A 19,731-nucleotide genomic window follows, 5' to 3' on the forward strand; every position below is an offset into this window, starting at 1 on the left:
CTTACCATTTCTGATAAGTTCTGCTATTGAATAATTTATTTTGTTAACCACTTTCTGGCGTTTACGAACGCTTCTAACCACGGTGATACTTCGTCTTTACGACCTTGCGGATAATTTGCCCAATTCCATTGGAAGGTGGAACGCTCAATATGCGGCATGGTTACTAAATGACGCCCTGTTTTATCGCATAGCATAGCGGTGTTAAAATCGGAGCCATTTGGGTTATGAGGATACTCAGCATACCCATATTTAGCAACAATTTGGTATTTGTCTTCAGCATATGGCAGTTTGAATTTGCCTTCACCATGCGAAATCCAAACGCCTAAAGTAGCACCTTCAAGTGTTGAAAGCATGACTGAGTTGTTCTTTTGAATTTTTACTGAAGTGAATGAGCTTTCATGTTTATGTGAATCGTTATGAAGCATTTTACCATGAGCATCGTGCTCTGGGTTGATAAGCTCTAACTCCATCCACAACTGGCAACCATTACAAATTCCAACAGATAGTGTATCTTCTCTTTTGAAGAAATCCTGAATCACTTTATTGGCTTTTTCGTTGTATTTAATAGCACCTGCCCAACCTTTTGCAGAACCAAGTACATCCGAATTACTAAAACCTCCAACAGCACCTAAAAACTGAATGTCTTCTAAGGTTTCACGACCCGAAATTAAATCGGTCATGTGTACATCTTTTACATCAAAACCTGCTAAATACATAGCGTTTGCCATTTCGCGCTCGGAGTTACTTCCTTTTTCGCGAAGAATAGCTGCTTTAGGTCGCGTTCCGTTTGTGGCAGATGGCTTCCCTTCACTCGCAATGACGTCTTTTAATTTCCCAGTAAAATGATTAGGGAATGTATATTCTAAAGGTTGATTTTTATAGTTGTTGAAACGCGCTTCAGCTAAATTGTTTGCTGTTTGTTTTTGGTCTAAAAGGAAAGAGGTTTTATACCAAACATCGCGTAAGCGAGAAACAGTTAGCGTGAAAACATCTGTGCCGTTAATGATGCTTAACACATCACTATTGGTAACGGTTCCAATATTGAAAAATTCAATGTTTGCAGAGCTTAAAACGGCTTCAATAGAAGTATCTTTAGCTTGAATAACGATTCCTGCATTTTCAGAAAATAAGAGTTTCAATGAATCTTTTTCAGCCAAAGCAGATAGATCTAATTCAGCTCCCAGGCTATTATCAGTGAAACAAAGTTCTAAAAGTGTGGTAATCAATCCACCTGAAGCCACATCATGTCCAGCAACTATTTGTTTCTCTTTTATTAATTTTTGAATGGTGTTGAAAACGGTTTTTACATATGCCGCACTTTTAATGGTAGGAGCATCGTTTCCAATTTTATTTAATATTTGAGCAAAAGAACTGCCTCCTAATTTAAAATTATCTTGTGAAATGTTAATGTAATAGATGTTTCCTTTATTTTTTTGCAAAACAGGTTCTACAACATTGCTAATATCATTACAGTTTCCTGCTGCTGAAATAATAACTGTTCCAGGAGATAATACATCGCCATCAGGATATTTTTGCTTCATTGAAAGCGAATCTTTTCCTGTTGGTACATTGATGCCTAAATCGATGGCAAATTCTGAAACCGCTTCAACCGCTTCATACAAACGGGCATCTTCGCCTTCATTTTTACAAGGCCACATCCAGTTTGCTGATAATGAAACCGATTTTAATTCGTCTTTTAATGGCGCCCAAATAATGTTTGTTAACGCTTCGGTAATCGCATTTCTGCTTCCCGCCACCGGATTGATTAATCCTGAAATAGGTGAATGACCAACAGACGTTGCAATACCTTCTTTTCCTTTATAATCAAGGGCCATTACACCGACATTGTTTAGTGGTAATTGTAATGGGCCAGCGCATTGTTGTTTGGCTACTTTTCCACCAACACAACGGTCTACTTTATTAGTTAACCAGTCTTTACAAGCTACGGCTTCCAATTGTAACACCTGTTCTAAATAATCATGGAACTTATCGGAATTATAGCTTAAATTTTTATAATTTCTTTTGATGGTTTTATCGGTCATGATGGTTTTTGGCGAACTACCAAACATATCTTCCATCGCTAAATCCATTGGTTTATGACCGTTGGTTTTAGACTCGAATGTAAATCTATCATCACCTGTAACATCCCCAACGGTGTACATAGGGGAACGCTCGCGTTCTGCAATACGTTGAAGGATATCGATATGCTCTTTGTCAATCACCAAGCCCATACGTTCTTGTGATTCGTTACCAATAATTTCTTTGTCAGATAGAGTAGGGTCGCCTACAGGAAGTGCATCTAAATCTATTTTTCCACCGGTATCTTCAACTAATTCAGATAAACAATTTAAATGACCACCAGCACCATGATCATGAATAGAAACTATGAAGTTTTCGTCACTTTCAACCATACCACGAATGGCATTGGCTGCACGTTTTTGCATTTCTGGGTTGGAACGTTGTACGGCATTCAGTTCGATACCTGATGCAAACTCACCAGTATCGGCCGAAGAAACTGCAGCGCCTCCCATTCCTATACGGTAGTTTTCACCACCAAGAATAACAATTTTATCCCCAGTTTGTGGTTTATCTTTTAAAGCTTGATCTTTTTTACCATAGCCTATGCCTCCCGCTTGCATGATCACTTTATCGAAACCAAGTTTTCGCCCTTCGACTGCGCTCAGGGTGACATCTGTGTTTTCATCGTGTTCAAAGGTTAAAACTGAACCGCAAATAAGAGGTTGCCCGAATTTGTTTCCAAAGTCCGATGCACCATTTGAAGCTTTAATTAAAATATCCATAGGCGTTTGGTACAACCATTTGCGTTCTGGAAACGCTTTTTCCCAAGGGCGGTTTTCTTCTAAACGCGAATACGAGGTCATATACACCGCGGTTCCTGCTAATGGAAGTGAGCCTTTTCCCCCTGCAAGTCTGTCACGAATTTCACCTCCCGAACCGGTTGCAGCGCCATTAAAAGGTTCTACGGTTGTTGGGAAATTATGGGTTTCGGCTTTTAATGAAATAACCGACTCAAAATCTTTGGTTTCGTAGAAATCGGGTTTGTCGGCGGTTCTTGGAGCAAACTGTTCCACTTTAGGGCCTTCAACAAAAGCCACATTATCCTTATAGGCTGAAACAATCGTGTTTGGATGTGTTTCGGATGTTTTACGTATTAATTTGAAAAGTGAGGTTGGTTTTTCTTCACCATCTATCACAAATGTGCCATTGAAAATTTTATGGCGACAGTGTTCTGAGTTGACTTGCGAAAACCCAAACACTTCAGAATCTGTTAACGGACGGCCAATTTTTTTGGAAACACCTTCTAAATATGCAACTTCTTCATCACTTAAAGATAAACCTTCTTTTTGGTTATAAGCGGCGATATCTTCAATATTAAGTATCGGTTCTGGTTTAATATTTATAGTGAATGATTCTTGGTTTAAACCGTTGAATTTTTCAGAAATCATTGGGTCGAAACCTTTAAAATCTGCAGAAACCGCTTGAAACTCCTCAATACGGATGATATCTGAAATGCCCATGTTTTGGGTAATTTCAACCGCATTGGTACTCCATGGTGTAATCATGGCAGCTCGTGGACCAACAAAAAAAGCATCGAGTGATGCTTGTTCTATTTTAGGCTGGTTGCCAAATAACCACGTTAATTTAGCGATGGTTTCGGTTGATAATTCTTTTGTTGTTTGAACAGCAAATACCTTACTGGTTATGTTTCCAAAGAAATGAATCATTATGTATTGATTTGTATGTGTTTATTAAAAGTGCAAATTTACTTTTTTTCGGCGTATTTTCATTTAATTATTAAAATGAATAATTAGAGTTATTCAAGAGTTTTGAACATAAAAAAAGCGACTTTAATTTGTCGCTTTGTTTTTTATGCTTTTCTTTCAAGAAGTGCCATATAAAATCCGTCGTAGCCAGATTTATGTGCTAAAACTATATTTTCTTTTACAAAAGTAAAGTTTTTTCCAGCTTCTGAGTTCAAGAATTTTTTAACCTGTTCTTGGTTTTCTGATGGTAATACCGAACAGGTGGCATACACTAATTGTCCGCCTACTTTTACCATTCTGGAATATTGCTGCAATATTTCCTGTTGCGTTACTTTAATTTTGTCGATAAAATCTGGTTGTAATTTCCATTTGGCATCTGGGTTTCTTCGTAAAACACCTAAGCCAGAACATGGAGCATCTATCAACACTCGGTCGGCTTTATCGTATAATTTTTTAATGACTTTTGTTGAATCGATAGCACGCGGTTCGATATTATGAGCGCCGTTTCGTTTGGCACGACGTTTTAATTCATGGAGTTTATTGGCATAAATATCCATGGCTATAATTTGCCCTTTATTTTCCATTAAAGAAGCAATGTGTAATGTTTTCCCGCCCGCTCCGGCACAGGTATCTACCACGCGCATACCGGGTTGTACATTTAAAAATTCGGCTACTAATTGCGAAGAGGCATCCTGAACTTCAAAAAAGCCATTTTTAAAGGCTTCGGTTGTGAATACATTGGCACGTTCTTTTAGTTTTAACGCATTTGGGTAGTCTTTTAAAAACTCGGTTTCTATCTCTAAATCGAATAATTCGGATTGTAATTTTTCTTTAGTAGTTTTTAAGGTGTTTACTCTTAAAATAACATCGGCTTGTTCGTTTAGGGCCGCTATTTCTTTGGTCCAAAGCTCGTTGCCTAATTCTTTTTCGCCAATTTCATCCAACCAATCTGGAATGGATTCTTTGAATTTTCTAATTTTAGACAATTCATCAAAACGTCCTTTAATTTTACGAGTTGGTGTACTTTCAAAATAAGACCAATCTGGTAATTTTATGCCTTTTAAGGTTGCCCAAACGGCAAACATGCGCCAAAGATTTTCTCTGTCGAAGGGTTCTTTAACTTCGGCAATTTCGGCGTAAAGGCGTTTCCAGCGTACTATATCATAGGTGGTTTCGGCAACAAAAGCTCTGTCTCTTGCGCCCCAACGTTTGTCTCGTTTTAATAATTGTTGAATGACTTTATCGGCATAGTTTCCTTCGTTAAAGATTAAGGTTAAACCATCAATAACCGAAAAGCATAAATTTCTGTGTAATCGCATGTTGTTTAAATAAGTTTGCAAAGTTACGTTAATTGCCACGAATTCGCGAATGTTTTTGTTTTATTGAATTTTGAAGGATTTTTGATGATTGTAATGTACTTGGTTATTGCTTTTATTTGGCTGGTGGGCTGCATTAGGGGTTGCAGTGGAAAGCCCACAGCGACGTAGGAGCGAGGACTTGCAACGGAAAACCCGACCCGCTTTTTAGCGGGGAATGCCATAAAAATTTGAAAGCTGGTAGATTATTTTTTAAATTTAAGTACGTTTGTAATAAATTATAGTGAATTGACCGAAAACGAGTTTATTAGCGAATTGCGAAAACAAAGCCAAAAGGCTTATGCAAAACTTATTGACGATTTTGAGCAAAAGGTGTTTGCGACGTGCATTTCGTTTGTGCCGAATAGGGAGGATGCTGAAGATATTGCGCAGGAGGTGTTTGTGGAGGTGTTTAATTCGATTGGGAAATTTAAAGGCAATTCTAAACTTTCTACGTGGATTTATAGAATTACTACCAATAAATGTTTAGAGTTTATTAGGAAAAAAAGCACGAAAAAACGTTTTGGCTTTTTGCAGAGTATTACGGGAAATGATGTGCCGTTTGATAAAACCGCCTATTTTACCGAAATGAATCACCCGGGTATTTTATTGGAAAATAAAGAGAAAAGTGAGACCTTGTTTAAGGCCATTAATGCATTGCCGGAAGCTCAAAAAGTGGTGTTTACGCTTTGTAAAGTGGATGGTAAAAGTTATGAGGAAGTGAGCGAGATTACCGAGAAAAGTGTTTCGTCGGTTGAGTCGTTAATGTTTCGGGCAAAGAAAAATTTACAGGATTTATTGGGCGATTTTTATAAAAATGAAGCGTAACGCAAGTTTTTTAGAATTATTGCATCTAAACTAGTATAACAGAGAAAAAATGGAAACAAATAACAACATTCAAAAGAAAATAGATGACACGTTTGCTGCCATCGACGCTATTGAAAACGTGAACGTATCTCCTTTTTTTAAGGATAAAACCATGCAACGTTTGTTTGCAGAAAAAGAAGAGGTTGCGCCGGCATGGAACTGGTTTACACCCAAATGGCAATTGGCTACATTGGCTTGCTTAATTGTATTAAATGTTATGGCTATAAGGCAATACAACTCTAACAAGTATATGACGAATGTTGACGAATTTGCTGAAACTTACGGACTGACTTCAAGTTCGGATGAAACCTTACTGAATTTAAAATAAATGAGCATGAAAAAAAACTTACCACTTTATATTCTATTGGTTTTTTTAATTGTAGTAAATGGCTTTTTTTTATATAATTATTTAAGTCCTACTACTAGCAAAAGCAATGAGTCTGTAAAAGGGAGCGGAAGCGGAGGTCCTATGGAGTTTATTGTAAAAGCTTTGAAATTTGATGATGAACAGATGAAGCAATTTGAGAAAATAAACAATGGGCATCATGAAAGGATGATTAAATCTAGCGAAGAAACTAGATTTTTTAAAGACCAATTAGGCAGATTAATAATTAAAGACAATGTTTCTGAAGCCGAAGTTGATTCTGTTCTAAATTTAATGGGTGAAAAAGAAATGGCTCATGAAAAATTGATGTTTAACCATTTAAGAGCTATTCGTAATATATGCACAGAACCGCAAAAGCAACGTTTCGAACAAATAATACGCGATGCTTTGCGAGGTGGCCCTGGTGGCAAAAGACAAGGCGGTGGCGGACCGCCGCCGGACACTATGGGAGAGGGTGGACCACCTCCAGGTAATATGCGTGATGGCGGACCGCCTCCCGATGATATGCCAGAAGGTATGCCGCCACCGAGACCAGAATAAATAAAACTATAATACTTTTAAATCCTGTTTAGCAATTAGTTAAACAGGATTTTTTAATTTTTATAAGCAGCAGAATGTTAAAATAAAGTTAACAGCACAAGTTTTTTAATTGGTTAGCATCTAAACATTCAAAATAACATCAAATATAATATATGAAACGTAACAGTTTAAAGGCAGGAATGCTTTTTGTACTAATGGCAGGCTTGGTTTCTTTGGGAGCAAGCGCACAAGCAACAGGTGGAAATAAAGACAGACAGCAACCACCGAGCACCGAAGAGCTAATAAAAATGATGGACTCTAATAAAGATGGAAAATTATCAGCGAAAGAAGTAAAAGGTCCTTTAAAAGATGATTTTTCTAAAATAGACACCAATAAAGATGGTTTTTTAAGCAAGGCAGAATTAGAAAAAGCGCCAAAACCTGATGGTAAGGGTGGAAAACAAGAGGCTTCGCAGAAAAAAGAACCGAGTATTGATGAGTTAATTAAAACGATGGATGCTAACAAAGATGGAAAATTAAGTAAAGACGAAGCTAAAGGCCCATTAGAAAAAGATTTTGCCAAAATAGATACCAATAAAGATGGGTTTTTAAGCAAAGCAGAATTAGAAAAAGTCCCAAAACAAGGCAAAGGCGAGAAAAAAGAATAGTAAATTTTAAAAATAATAAACGCGTTTATTTATAAACGATTTGATTGGTTGATTAGTAGTTTATTTTAAGAGGCTTTACAGCGTTTTGTAAAGCCTTTTTTTTTTGAAAAAGATTGTGATAATGCCAATAAAGTAAAAAGTGTAAGCTTCTAAAATTCGGCGTATTTATGAATAATTTTAAAAATTTTAGCTTATAAAAACCTGAAAAATAACACTTTAAAACTTAATGATAATTTAATGTAAAATTAACGCACAAGTTTTTAAAACTATTAGCATCTAATACTAAAACAGAATAACTGCGCAGTTTAAAATGTTTACTAAAGAAATAAGATTTAACTAATTCGGATAAACTATGTCTCAAATATCAAATAGTTTAAAACAGGAAATTCAAAATTTGTCTCCCATTTCATTGGAAGAGATGGATGATGTAAAATTAATGAAGCGCACAGATACCAAATTTGTGATTCATGAAAAAGATTTGGCATCTATTTTAAAACAAGTTCAAGATCAGTATAGAGTTGTTGAAATAAAAGGAAACAGAGTTACAACATATTCCTCTTTATATTTTGATACGCCAGAACAAAAATTTTATAAAGATCATCATAACGGAAAAAATAATAGAACTAAAATTAGAATACGCAAGTATGTAGAATCGGATATCTGTTTTCTTGAAATTAAACAAAAGGATGGTAAAGGAAATACAAACAAAAGCAGAATTTCTATTAAAGATTTTGAACCCGATTTATTAAAAACATCCATAGAATTCATTCAAAAGACAACCAATGAAACGTATGATTTAGAACCCATAATTTGCAATCAATTTAACAGGGTTACATTGGTTAATAAAGCCGCCAAAGAACGATTAACCATCGATTTAAATCTCTCCTTTAAAAAAGATGGCAAGTTTAAAACCTATAACGATTTGGTAATTATTGAATTAAAACAAGAACGCTTTAATAGAAACTCGCCAATAGTAAAAGAATTAAAATCAAAACAAATAAACCCTTATAGCATTAGTAAATATTGCATAGGCATGATTAGTATTTACGACAACCTAAAATACAATCGCTTTAAAGAAAAACTAATAAAAATTAATAAAATAACCGCTTAAAAACTAACCTATGGAATTTTTAGATATCCCAATCTTCAATGATGATTTTTATAAAATGATGTTCAGATTGTTCATCAACTTATCCTTTTTAACCATAATAATCAGATTTATATATTATCCGTATTCAAAACGTAAAGATTTTGTTTTTACCTATTACCTAATAAGTCTTATTGTGTTTTTCCTGTGTTTTGCACTTAAAAAGTTTGAAATGGACTTGGGGATGGCACTCGGTTTATTTGCCATTTTTGGTATTCTTCGCTACAGAACAGATGCCATTTCTCAAAAAGAAGTCACCTATTTATTCGTGGTTATAGGAATTTCTGTAATAAACGCATTGGCGAATAAAAAAATGAGTTATGCCGAAATATTTGGAGTTAATGTTATTATCGTTGTTGTTCTCGTGCTAATCGAAAGATATTGGTCTTTAAAACAAGAAGAATCCAAATCTATTATTTATGAAAACATAGAAAATATTAAGCCAGAAAACTACGAGATATTAAAGAGTGATTTGGAAAACAGAACAGGATTGGTAATAAACCGAATAACCATTGGTGAAGTTAATTTTTTAAGAGATACAGCAAAGGTTACCATATTCTATTTTAATGGTAGTCAGGAAATTACAAATTAATTAATGATTTATGAAAAAGAAAAATAGCTATAAACAAGTTTGTTTATTCATGGTACTGTTTGGCCTTATGTTATCAAACATGGCAAATGCCCAATCAAGCGATTCTAAGAATTTAAATGCTTGGAGCACGGTTTCAATCGAATATAAACCTAATAAAAAATGGAGTTTCGAATTGGCTGAGCAGCTCCGATTAAAAGAAAATTTATCTCTAGTTGATGAATATTTCACCGAACTACAAACCGAGTATTCAGTTAACAAAAATTTTAGTCTTGGTGCAGGAGCCAGATTTATTAGACAAAACGATACCGAAGGCAACATTCAAGGATACGAAAATCATTTTAGATTTCAATTCGATGCAAGTTACAAGCATAAAATCAACGATTTTAAACTGGATTACCGCTTGAGATATCAAAATAAAAATGATTTATCGGTGTCTTCAGACGAAGGCGATTATGCCAATCAGCACCTTCGTTTTAAAACAGGCATTGAATACAACATTAAAAACTGGAAACTCGACCCGCAATTTTCTGCCGAAATTTTTAATCATTTCGAAAAAGGAGAAGATGGTGGATTCGATAAATACCGATTAACATTTGGAACCGATTACGATATGAAAAAATATGGTAAAATAAGTTTATACTATCGCTTCGAAAAAGAGTTAAATGTCGATCTGCCAGAAACCACAAACATTATTGGATTATCGTATAAGTACACAATAAAAAATAAATAAAAATAAGAATGAAAATAGTAAATTTTAAAGGAATACTACGTTTAAGTATTTTCTTGTTATCAATGGGGCTACTGGTTAATTGCTCGGTAGATAAAGTTACAGTTGACGAAGATGATTCTATATCCGAATCGGATGATAATACGTCTACCGATGACGATTCAACAGTCACAGAAATTGGTGAGAACCACGAAGAAGCAGTCGATTATATTTGGGATACTGCCACCGAAGTTGGCATTGTATTAAACGGAACGTCCATAACTGTTAATGGCACTGGTGCGACCGTTAATGGAACTACGGTAACTATAACAGATGCTGGTAATTATACTATTTCAGGAACTTTAAATGACGGACAAATAATTGTTGATACAGACGATGAAGAAACTGTTAGATTAATTTTTAACGGCATTAATGTTACTAACTCCAGCAATGCGCCTATAAATATTGCTGATGCAGAAAAAACTATCATAGTTTTAAAGGAAAACACGACTAGTTATTTAACTGATGGAAGCACGTATGTATTTGCGAATGGACAAGACGAACCTAACGCAACGCTTTATAGTGCCGACGATTTGACAATTTATGGTGAAGGCTCCTTAGTAATCGATTCTAATTATAACGATGCTATTACCAGTAAAGACGGTTTGCTAATTAAGAGTGGAACTATAAATATAACATCTGTAGATGATGGTATACGAGGGAAAGACTATTTGTACATCATGGACGGAACTATTACCGTTAATGCTGAAGGTGATGGTTTTAAGTCTGACAACGATGTTGATGCCAATAACGGCTATATTATAATTGAATCTGGTATTTTTAATATTACCTCGGGCGGCGATGGTATTTCTGCGGCATCAAATGTGCAAATAGCTAACGGAGATTTCACCATTAAATCTGGTGGAGGAAGTACTAGTTATGTAAGTTCAGATAGTTCTGCAAAAGGGATTAAAGCAGATTTAGATATTATAATTGAAGATGGCGTTTTTAATATTAATTCAGCCGATGATGCCATACATTGTAATGAAGATATTACTGTGGAAACCGGCACTATAGCTTTAGCTTCTGGTGACGATGCCATTCATTCTGATGCAACTATTAAAATTAATGGCGGAAGCATCAATATTACAAAAACTGTTGAAGGTATTGAAAGCCCAAGCATTACAATAAACGATGGCGAAATTTATATAGTATCTAGTGATGATGCTGTTAATGCTGCCGGAAACACCACCAATTATTTATACATAAATGGCGGATATATTGTGATAACCTCTTCTGGCGATAGTTTAGACTCTAATGGTAACATGGAAATGACAGCAGGTACCGTTATTTTAAACGGACCAACCGCTACCAATAATAGCACTTTAGATTATGATGGAACTTTCAAATTAAATGGAGGCTTTTTAATTGGAACAGGATACGCTTCAAACATGGAGGAAATTGGAAGCACATCATCAACGCAATATTCAGTACTTGTAAAATTAACTTCAGCACAAACAGCGGGTAATTTATTCCGTATTCAAAATAGTGCAGGTGAAGATGTAGTAACATTTAAACCGCAAAAAAATTATAAATCTATTGTGTTTTCTTCTTCAAGTTTAAGTAACGGATCTACCTATAGCATTTATTTAGGAGGCAGTTCAACTGGAACAGCTACAGATGGGTTATACAGTGGCGGAACATACACAGGAGGAACCTTGTATAAAAGTTTTACCATATCAAGTAAAGCAACAACAGTAAATTAAAATTTAAATTATGAAAAAAACAATTTTAAAATTCTCAATTTTATTAAGCATCGTGTTTTTAAATGCTTACGTAATTATAGGATGCTCAACTAAAGAGTCAGTAACCGAAGATAATGCGGAAGAAGAAGTAGTAATTGAAGATACCGATTTTATTCCAACAGATTGGACTACCGAAACACATAGCAAAGATGCAGAACCAAATTTTGACGAAGTATTTGATAACACTACGGTAAAGCGTTTTGATTTTGTGATCTCTAAAGAAAATTGGGCTGCTATGTTAGCAAATATGACGTCTTTATATGGCACTTTTGGTAGAGGAGGAACTAGTAGTTTTTCTGATATTGATCCAATTTTTGTGCCGGCTGAAGTTTATTATAACGGAAAACAGTGGTATAAAGTTGGCGTTCGTTTTAAAGGAAATTCTAGTTTAGCAAGTACTTGGGGAAGTGGTATTATGAAACTAGCCTTCAAAATGGATTTTGATGAATATGAAGACGATTATCCACAAATTGAAAATCAACGTTTTTATGGTTTTAAGAAATTTAGTCTAAAAAACAACTATCTCGATACGTCTTTTTTAAGAGAAAAAGTGGCTGCCGAAATATTTACAAATGCTGGTTTGGCTATGTCGCATACTGCTTTTTATACCTTATATGTAGATTATGGTAGTGGTCCGGTGTATTTTGGATTATATACCTTAGTTGAAGAAGTTGACGACACAGTAATTGAAACGCAATTTACAAGTGGAGATGGAAATCTTTATAAGCCAGAAGATTATGGTGCTAGTTTTGCTTCAGGAACATTTAATGAAGCAGGATTTGAGAAAAAAACAAATGAAGATGCAGCAGATTGGACAGATATTAAAGCCCTATTTAGCGCGCTGCATGCCTCTACAAGAACTTCAGACCCTACAACTTGGAGAGCCGGTGTAGATGCTGTTTTAGATACCGATGTGTTTCTTAGATATTTAGCAGTTAATACAGTTATCCAAAATTGGGATACTTATGGTAGAATGGAGCATAATTATTATTTATACAATAATCCAGCTACCAATAAATTAACATGGATTCCTTGGGATAATAATGAGTCTCTTCAAACTGGAAAACAGGGAGGGTCATTGCCTCTAAATTTTTCGGGCTTAAGTTCTTCTACCTGGCCATTAATAGGTTATTTATACAGCGATTCAGTTTATAAAGCTAAATACGATGCCTACGTTAAAGAAACAATAGAAGGTCCGTTTGCAACATCATACATTCAGGGGGTTTATGATACTTATGCAGCTTTAGTAGCGCCATATGCAACCACAGAAGTTTCTGGCTATACTTTTTTAAGTAGCAGCAGTTATTTTTATTCAGCAATTTCAACTTTAAAAACACATGCTACCAGCAGAGCAACAGCTGTAAGCAGCTATTTAAAATAAATTGGTTATTTTTTGTTGATAGCTATTAGTGTTTGTCACTGGTAGTTTTGTTAAGACCCTAGTTTTTCTAGGGTCTTTTTTATTTTTATTTAACATATTAAAGCGCAAGATTTTACAAAAATTGTCATCTAAAGATTTATAAAACTGTTATAATAATGAAAAATAAAAGATTCAAAAGTATCTGTCTGTTTTTTGCTGTGCCATTATATATGACTTGTCCAGTTTTCGCTCAAATTCCGAATGAAGATTTTCAAATTCAAAACACAGCAGCCATTGGTAAATATAAAATTGTAGCAACAAATCAGGATAAATGTTTTGATAATTATAAGGAAATTCCTTTCCCAAAAAAAGGCGACTCTTTTTATGGGCAGGATGCTCAAAATAATGGAAATAAACCCTCATATATTGATAATGGCGATGGTAGCATCACCGATAATGTAACAGGATTAATATGGCAAAAATCCTATGAAGTCATGTCGTATGCCGATGCTGTAGAAAAAGTGAAAGCTTTCAATTTAGCAAATAAAACCGATTGGCGAATTCCAAGCATAAAAGAAGCGTATTCACTTATTCAATTTAATGGTGTTGATGTAAGCAGTAAAGAAATGAACGCGCTACCAAAAAAAGCCAAACCATTTATAGATACTACGTATTTCGATTTTAAATATGGTTCGAATGGAAATCGGGTAATAGACGTGCAATTGCTTAGTTCTACCATATATCAAGGAACCACTATGGGCGGAAACAAAACGGTTTTTGGTGTTAATTTAGCTGATGGACGAATTAAAGGTTATCCCATTTCAGGACCGAAAATGAATAGAGATCCTAATAGTAGGGCTCATCAATCTAATGAACAAAGAGCTGGAGGACCAGGAGGTGAAAAATTATTTACTGTTCGATTTGTGCGTGGCAACACAGATTATGGTTTAAATAATTTTAAAGATAACAGCAATAAAACCATTTCTGATTTGGCTACAGGATTAATGTGGGCTAAAGAAGATAGCAATAAAGGAATGAATTGGGAAGAGGCATTGGCGTTTGCACAAGAAAAAAACCAGGAAAACTATTTAGGTTTTAACGACTGGCGTTTGCCAAATACAAAAGAATTGCAAAGTATAGTAGATTATAGTAGGTCGCCACAAAGCACGAATTCGGCAGCTATCAATACGTTGTTTCAAACTAGTGCCATATTGGATGAAGGAGGTAGAACTAATTTTCCGTTTTTTTGGACATCTACTACACACGAATCGCAATACAACGGAAATACAGCAGATTATGTTTGTTTTGGTGAAGGATTAGGTTTTATGAAAGCACCTCGGCAAAATGAAGTGAGTTTAGTGGATGTGCATGGTGCTGGTGCACAACGAAGCGACCCGAAGACAGGTGATGCGAGCGATTATCCACAAGGGCGCGGACCTCAAGGTGATGTTATTAGAATAAACAATTACGTAAGATTAGTGAGGAGTATGAATGAAATAAAGATATGATTTCAAAGTATTAATAATTTTTTTTTTTGATTTGTTGGTTGGTTATAAGAGCCTCATGATAAAAATTATGGGGCTTTTATTTAAAATTATTTGAGGATAGTAAAAGTAGGTGAGTTTTATTTTAAATATTTAAAATAAGCTGCTCGGTGTGTTCTTATAAAAGTAATTATTAGATTGGTTAGTTTATTAGTTAGAAAGCTTCGCGATTGTTCATGAAGCTTTTCTACTTTTGCAAAAAATAAAACATTATGAAACATCTTATTCTATTTGTAGTTGGTATGATTTTATTGGTTTCCTGTGGAAAAAAAGAAACCATAAAACCACGAAACATTTCAAAAGTAGAAATTGAAACAATATATCAAGATTCGTTATTAAGTATTCGTGCTATCGATATTTTAAATGATGGCAGTTTAGCATTTGCTGCTAACCATGGCACATTCGGACTTTACAACCCGGTTAAGGATAGTTGGATTACTTCTATTCAGGAATTAGATAGTTTAAAGCTGCATTTTAGAGCGGTAGCTCATACATCTACAGATTTTTATATGTTGAGTATAGAAAGTCCTGCCGTTTTATTTAAAACAGGAGATAACGGAAGGATGCAATTAGTTTATAGAGAAGACCATCCTAAAGCCTTTTATGATTCCATGATTTTCTGGAACTATATGGAAGGTATTGCTATTGGCGATCCAACCAATGATTGCATGAGTATAATAGTAACGCGCGATGGCGGAAAAAGCTGGTCAAAATTATCTTGCGATGTTTTACCTAAAGTTAATGAAGGTGAAGCTGCATTTGCGGCCAGTAATAGCAATATTGCGATTAAAGGCAATAATACATGGATAGCAACGGGCGGTAAAGTAAGTCGTGTTTTATTCTCGCCCGATAAAGGAAAAACCTGGGAAGTTTTTAAAACACCTATGGTTCAAGGTTTAGAAACAACGGGAATTAATTCCATTGATTTTTATGATGAAAAAAACGGGTTTGCTATTGGTGGCGATTTTACCAAGCCAGAAGCTAATGCAACCAATAAAATAAGAACCACAAACGGTGGTAAAACATGGCAATTAGTGGCCGAAAACAAAAACCCAGGTTATAGAAGTTGTGTGCAGTATGTACCAAATAGAGCGGGGAAGGAGCTGGTTACTGTTGGATTTAAAGGAATAGATTTTAGTAAAGATAATGGATCTACATGGCAACATTTAAGTGATGAAGGTTTTCATACCATTCGATTTTTAAACGATAGCATTGCTTATGCAGCGGGTACTGGTAATATTGCAAGACTTAAATTTAGAGAATAAAAAAAGGAGACATTTTAAATGTCTCCTTTTTTAACTTATTGTCGTCCACGTTTTTTATACTCTTCAAACATTTTTCTTTTAAAATCGTCTTCGAGTTTATGAATTTGAATGATTTTTTTTGCCGAAATCACCCTCGACAATTTATCTATAAATTCATTTTCAAGAGCTTGTCTTTTATTATCATTAATCCGCATTTCTTTTAAAATTTGAGTAGCTTCGTCATCGGAAATGGCATTGATATCTATATTTTTTCTGGTGTTATAAGCTTGTCTTTTTAAAGTAGACATGTCTTCTTGATAACTATTATATATTGGCCAGAACTGTTGCGCTTCCTTTTCGCTTAAGTTTAATTTTTCTGTAATAAAAGCAATTTTTAAAGCTTTTATTTTATCCATATTGCCTTGCGCAACGGTTAATAGCGAAAAACTTAATATAAATAGTATGGAGGTAAGTGTTTTCATTAGTTCTTATTTTATAATAATATCTTCAATTTCTACATTGTCAAAAATGTAATTTTCTATGGATTCAGAACTAAAACCATCATGAATTAGTTGCACATCAGATAAATCTTCTTCATTAAATAAGGATGCAATTTCGGTAGTTTCTAATTCTTCATTTAAAATGTAATTTTCAATACTAGCTGTTTCAATAGTATCGATAGTTACAGGTGATTTTTGGTTAAAATAAATATTAAACATTAATACTAAGCTAGCAGCAATAGCAGTGGCATAAGCTGCTTTTCGCCATGTAACTAGTTTAACGACTTTAATGTCTTTTTCTTGGTTTACGGCACTCGTAATTTTATCTTCTAACGAATCGAAATAATTATCTGGCACTTTAAAACCAGAGTCCGTTGTAATTTCTTTGAGTTTTAATTCGTTTAAAAAATTATCTTCAAACGATTCAAAGTAATCCTTTGGGACTTTAAATCCGGTTTCTTTTATATTATGTAATTTATTTGTACTCATCTTGTTAATAAGACTTAATATTTTGAAAAAGGTTTAATCTTCAGATAAAAACGCTTCAATTTTTTTTACTGCTATGTGATAGGAGGCTTTTAAAGCTCCTTCGCTGGTTTCTAATATTTCAGACATATCTGAATATTTTAGTTCTTGAAAATACTTCATATTAAAGACTAACTGTTGTTTTTCGGGTAAGGTAGCTATCGCTTTTTGTAATTTAAGTTGAATGTCGCTACCCTCAAAATATACATCAGATTCTAAATTATTCAATGCTAACATTTGAACTTCCTCACTGGTAGTTTTCAAGCGTTTTGCATTTTGATTTATGAATGTAATCGCTTCGTTAGTAGCAATACGATACATCCACGAAAAAAGTTTACTTTCTCCTTTAAAAGAATCAATGTTTTTAAAAACTTTAATAAAAGTGTTTTGTAACACATCGTCTGCATCGTCGTGCGACTTTACTATATTTCTTATGTGCCAATAAAGCCGCTCTTTGTATAGCGACAATAAAGTTTTAAAGGCTTCTTGCTTGTGTTTTTCCGACTTTAATTGTTGTAAAAGTTCTTCTTCGTCAATCACAAAATCTGTTTCTTTATTAGACTGTATAAATTACAAAAAGTTTAATGCGTATTATGTGTTTTTCATCAAAAAATTAATGTATTGAGTTACAGCGGTGTATAAATATTAAAATCGATGAAATGCATCATTAATACGATTAAATGCAATTTTTCTTGTTAGACATGTTTTTTTGTTTTAAGTTTGCTTCATAAACCTACTTATGTTGTTAGTCGTCCCCAAGTCTAACAATGGATAAAAAAAAGGATAGAAGCCCAAATCTCTATCCTTTTTTATTTTGTATAGTTAGCAATTACTATTCGAAACTCTGCATATCTACAAGTTTTTTATAAACACCATTTGCTGCGATAAGCTGTGTGTGTTTTCCTTGTTCTACAATTTCGCCTTTGTTTAAAACGATTATTTCGTCGGCATTCTGAATGGTAGAAAGTCTGTGAGCTATAACAATTGATGTTCTGTTTTTCATCATGTTTTCTAAGGCTATTTGCACCAAACGTTCGCTTTCGGTATCTAAAGCCGAAGTAGCCTCGTCTAGCACCATAATAGGTGGATTTTTTAGAACCGCTCGAGCAATACTTAAGCGTTGTTTTTGTCCGCCAGACAATTTGTTTCCAGAGTCGCCAATATTGGTTTCAATGCCATTTGGTAAATCTTTTACAAACTCCCAGGCATTGGCCACTTTTAATGCTTCAATTATTTCTTCGTCGCTGGCATTATCATTCCCCAGTTTCAAATTGTTTTTAATGCTGTCGTTAAAAAGAATAGCATCTTGGGTTACAATGCCTAATTGATTGCGTAATGATTTGGTTGCTAAATCGCGAATGTCTAAATTATCAATTAAAATACGGCCTTCATTTACATCATAAAAACGCGTAATTAAATTGGCTATGGTCGATTTTCCACTGCCAGATTGCCCAACCAAAGCCACTGTTTTTCCTTTAGGAATGGTAAGTGAAAAGTTTTTAAGTACATATTCTTGTTGATATTTAAACGAGATATCTTCAAATACGATTTCAGAATCAAAACCTGTTTTAACAATCGCATTTGGTTTGTCTTTTAATGGGTTAGGACTGTCGATAATCTCTTGTATTCTTTCCGCAGCAGCGTTACCTTGTTTAATATTATAAAGTCCGCGTGCAATGGCTTTTGCGGGCACCATAATATTATAGGCTAGCCCCATGTATGCAATAAACGAACTACCATCAAGCGATTTATCTACAAGCACTAATTGTCCGCCGTACCAGAGTAAAATGGAAATGACCAATATGCCTAAAAATTCGCTGGCTGGTGTTGCTAAATTTTGACGATTGAATAATTTATTTGAAAAATGATACGAACGTTTTGAAGATTCTTTGAATTTATTATCGAATTTCTCTTCTGCATTAAAACCTTTTATAATGCGTAAGCCTGTTAAGGTTTCTTCTAAAATAGATAATATGGCTCCTTGTTCTGTTTGAACACGATCTGATTTTCTTTTAAGACTTTTACCTATTCTTGAAATAATTACACCCGATAACGGAATAAATATAAACACGAATAAGGTTAATTTTACACTAATGATAAGCATCATAATTACTGTAAATATGATGGTTAGCGGTTCTCTTGCAATCAGTTCTAAAACCGGTAGCATGGAGTATTGAAGTGTGGTGACATCGTTTGTTACACGCGACATAATATCTCCTTTTTTCTGTTCAGAAAAGTAAGAGAGAGGTAGTTCTATAGTTTTTTTATAAACCTTGTTACGTAAATCTCGCACCACACCATTTCTTAAAAACACCATCCAGTAATTTGCCATATAGCCAAATATGTTTTTTAGAAGAAATAAAATGATTATTAAGCTAACAACATATAATAGTGCCTTTTGTGGGTCGTTGTCTGCATATAGATTTACCTGATACGATAAATAATCTTTGTAAAAACTGTTTAAGTGTGCAATACCTTGATAAACAGGTTTTGTTATTATTTGTGTTTTGTCTTTTTGCTCGAATAAAATATCTAACATAGGTATTAAGGCCACAAAAGATAAGGCGCCAAAAAGGGCATACAATATGTTAGATATAATGTGTCCTAAAGCATACCGTTTATAAGGCTTTGCATACTTTAAGATATTTACAAATTGATTCATTAAATTAGATTTGTCTGTTTATAAAACATGCTTTTATGGCAACCATAAAAGCATGTAATTTTTTTGC

Annotated in this window: 17 protein-coding genes; 11 read left to right on the forward strand and 6 right to left on the reverse strand. The window is 34.3% G+C overall.

The features are described from left to right. Positions 1 to 35: 35 nt before the first annotated feature. Both purL and ACFQ0I_RS14550 read right to left on the reverse strand, forming a co-directional pair. Positions 36 to 3,746 carry a phosphoribosylformylglycinamidine synthase gene (gene purL / locus ACFQ0I_RS14545; protein ID WP_379943487.1) on the reverse strand — a complete coding sequence of 1,237 codons (3,711 nt, stop codon included), beginning with the start codon at positions 3,744 to 3,746 and terminating at the stop codon, positions 36 to 38. Between the two features lie 143 nt (positions 3,747 to 3,889). Further along, positions 3,890 to 5,104 carry an RsmB/NOP family class I SAM-dependent RNA methyltransferase gene (locus ACFQ0I_RS14550; RefSeq protein ID WP_379943749.1) on the reverse strand — a complete coding sequence of 405 codons (1,215 nt, stop codon included), beginning with the start codon at positions 5,102 to 5,104 and terminating at the stop codon, positions 3,890 to 3,892. Positions 5,105 to 5,389: 285 nt separating this feature from the next. On the opposite strand from ACFQ0I_RS14550, the gene ACFQ0I_RS14555 reads away from it, so the two are divergent. The 11 genes from ACFQ0I_RS14555 (at position 5,390) to ACFQ0I_RS14605 (ending at position 15,998) form a co-directional block, all read left to right on the forward strand. Beyond that, the gene (locus ACFQ0I_RS14555; RefSeq protein WP_379943489.1) at positions 5,390 to 5,968 is read left to right on the forward strand and encodes an RNA polymerase sigma factor; all 579 of its coding nucleotides are present in this window, start codon (positions 5,390 to 5,392) and stop codon (positions 5,966 to 5,968) included. Positions 5,969 to 6,017: 49 nt separating this feature from the next. Next, positions 6,018 to 6,335, forward strand: coding sequence for a hypothetical protein (locus ACFQ0I_RS14560; protein WP_379943491.1), 318 nt, complete (start codon positions 6,018 to 6,020; stop codon positions 6,333 to 6,335). A gap of 6 nt (positions 6,336 to 6,341) precedes the next feature. Next, positions 6,342 to 6,932 (forward strand): Spy/CpxP family protein refolding chaperone, encoded by a 591-nt coding sequence (locus ACFQ0I_RS14565; RefSeq protein WP_379943493.1) that lies wholly within the window; start codon positions 6,342 to 6,344, stop codon positions 6,930 to 6,932. Between the two features lie 152 nt (positions 6,933 to 7,084). After that, entirely contained in the window at positions 7,085 to 7,579 is a 495-nt protein-coding gene (locus ACFQ0I_RS14570) for an EF-hand domain-containing protein (protein WP_379943495.1), read from the forward strand. A 352-nt stretch (positions 7,580 to 7,931) separates the two neighbouring features. Continuing rightward, entirely contained in the window at positions 7,932 to 8,690 is a 759-nt protein-coding gene (locus ACFQ0I_RS14575; RefSeq protein WP_379943497.1) for a polyphosphate polymerase domain-containing protein, read from the forward strand. A gap of 10 nt (positions 8,691 to 8,700) precedes the next feature. Continuing rightward, on the forward strand, positions 8,701 to 9,318 hold the full coding sequence (locus ACFQ0I_RS14580; RefSeq protein ID WP_379943499.1) for a DUF4956 domain-containing protein: 618 nt from the start codon (positions 8,701 to 8,703) through the stop codon (positions 9,316 to 9,318). Between the two features lie 10 nt (positions 9,319 to 9,328). Continuing rightward, on the forward strand, positions 9,329 to 10,048 hold the full coding sequence (locus tag ACFQ0I_RS14585) for a DUF2490 domain-containing protein (RefSeq protein WP_379943501.1): 720 nt from the start codon (positions 9,329 to 9,331) through the stop codon (positions 10,046 to 10,048). A gap of 8 nt (positions 10,049 to 10,056) precedes the next feature. Then, positions 10,057 to 11,790, forward strand: a complete 1,734-nt coding sequence (locus ACFQ0I_RS14590) for a carbohydrate-binding domain-containing protein (protein ID WP_379943503.1) — start codon at positions 10,057 to 10,059, stop codon at positions 11,788 to 11,790. A gap of 10 nt (positions 11,791 to 11,800) precedes the next feature. Beyond that, complete coding sequence (locus ACFQ0I_RS14595) at positions 11,801 to 13,210, forward strand: CotH kinase family protein (RefSeq protein WP_379943505.1); 1,410 nt, start codon at positions 11,801 to 11,803, stop codon at positions 13,208 to 13,210. 155 nt (positions 13,211 to 13,365) lie between these two features. Continuing rightward, on the forward strand, positions 13,366 to 14,697 hold the full coding sequence (locus ACFQ0I_RS14600; protein WP_379943507.1) for an Lcl C-terminal domain-containing protein: 1,332 nt from the start codon (positions 13,366 to 13,368) through the stop codon (positions 14,695 to 14,697). A gap of 248 nt (positions 14,698 to 14,945) precedes the next feature. Next, positions 14,946 to 15,998 carry a WD40/YVTN/BNR-like repeat-containing protein gene (locus tag ACFQ0I_RS14605; RefSeq protein ID WP_379943508.1) on the forward strand — a complete coding sequence of 351 codons (1,053 nt, stop codon included), beginning with the start codon at positions 14,946 to 14,948 and terminating at the stop codon, positions 15,996 to 15,998. Between the two features lie 35 nt (positions 15,999 to 16,033). Here the strand turns inward: ACFQ0I_RS14605 and ACFQ0I_RS14610 are convergent, their stop codons facing one another. From ACFQ0I_RS14610 to ACFQ0I_RS14625, 4 genes are all read right to left on the reverse strand, one after another. After that, complete coding sequence (locus ACFQ0I_RS14610) at positions 16,034 to 16,459, reverse strand: hypothetical protein (RefSeq protein WP_379943510.1); 426 nt, start codon at positions 16,457 to 16,459, stop codon at positions 16,034 to 16,036. Positions 16,460 to 16,465: 6 nt separating this feature from the next. Further along, positions 16,466 to 16,966, reverse strand: coding sequence for a hypothetical protein (locus ACFQ0I_RS14615; protein WP_379943512.1), 501 nt, complete (start codon positions 16,964 to 16,966; stop codon positions 16,466 to 16,468). Between the two features lie 33 nt (positions 16,967 to 16,999). Continuing rightward, positions 17,000 to 17,542: an RNA polymerase sigma factor gene (locus ACFQ0I_RS14620; RefSeq protein WP_379943514.1), complete on the reverse strand. Its 543-nt coding sequence runs from the start codon at positions 17,540 to 17,542 to the stop codon at positions 17,000 to 17,002. Positions 17,543 to 17,834: 292 nt separating this feature from the next. Then, positions 17,835 to 19,664 carry an ABC transporter ATP-binding protein gene (locus ACFQ0I_RS14625; protein WP_379943516.1) on the reverse strand — a complete coding sequence of 610 codons (1,830 nt, stop codon included), beginning with the start codon at positions 19,662 to 19,664 and terminating at the stop codon, positions 17,835 to 17,837. Positions 19,665 to 19,731: the final 67 nt, after the last annotated feature.

Origin of the sequence: Mariniflexile aquimaris (assembly GCF_042676825.1) — a bacterium.
GTDB classification, from domain to species: domain Bacteria; phylum Bacteroidota; class Bacteroidia; order Flavobacteriales; family Flavobacteriaceae; genus Mariniflexile; species Mariniflexile aquimaris.

Coding starts and splice junctions, on each gene's coding strand:
- purL (WP_379943487.1), bottom strand. CDS start 3,746: ATGATTCATTTCTTTGGAAACATAACCAGTAAGGTATTTGCTGTTCAA.
- ACFQ0I_RS14550 (WP_379943749.1), bottom strand. CDS start 5,104: ATGCGATTACACAGAAATTTATGCTTTTCGGTTATTGATGGTTTAACC.
- ACFQ0I_RS14560 (WP_379943491.1), top strand. CDS start 6,018: ATGGAAACAAATAACAACATTCAAAAGAAAATAGATGACACGTTTGCT.
- ACFQ0I_RS14565 (WP_379943493.1), top strand. CDS start 6,342: ATGAAAAAAAACTTACCACTTTATATTCTATTGGTTTTTTTAATTGTA.
- ACFQ0I_RS14570 (WP_379943495.1), top strand. CDS start 7,085: ATGAAACGTAACAGTTTAAAGGCAGGAATGCTTTTTGTACTAATGGCA.
- ACFQ0I_RS14575 (WP_379943497.1), top strand. CDS start 7,932: ATGTCTCAAATATCAAATAGTTTAAAACAGGAAATTCAAAATTTGTCT.
- ACFQ0I_RS14580 (WP_379943499.1), top strand. CDS start 8,701: ATGGAATTTTTAGATATCCCAATCTTCAATGATGATTTTTATAAAATG.
- ACFQ0I_RS14585 (WP_379943501.1), top strand. CDS start 9,329: ATGAAAAAGAAAAATAGCTATAAACAAGTTTGTTTATTCATGGTACTG.
- ACFQ0I_RS14590 (WP_379943503.1), top strand. CDS start 10,057: ATGAAAATAGTAAATTTTAAAGGAATACTACGTTTAAGTATTTTCTTG.
- ACFQ0I_RS14595 (WP_379943505.1), top strand. CDS start 11,801: ATGAAAAAAACAATTTTAAAATTCTCAATTTTATTAAGCATCGTGTTT.
- ACFQ0I_RS14600 (WP_379943507.1), top strand. CDS start 13,366: ATGAAAAATAAAAGATTCAAAAGTATCTGTCTGTTTTTTGCTGTGCCA.
- ACFQ0I_RS14605 (WP_379943508.1), top strand. CDS start 14,946: ATGAAACATCTTATTCTATTTGTAGTTGGTATGATTTTATTGGTTTCC.
- ACFQ0I_RS14610 (WP_379943510.1), bottom strand. CDS start 16,459: ATGAAAACACTTACCTCCATACTATTTATATTAAGTTTTTCGCTATTA.
- ACFQ0I_RS14615 (WP_379943512.1), bottom strand. CDS start 16,966: ATGAGTACAAATAAATTACATAATATAAAAGAAACCGGATTTAAAGTC.
- ACFQ0I_RS14625 (WP_379943516.1), bottom strand. CDS start 19,664: ATGAATCAATTTGTAAATATCTTAAAGTATGCAAAGCCTTATAAACGG.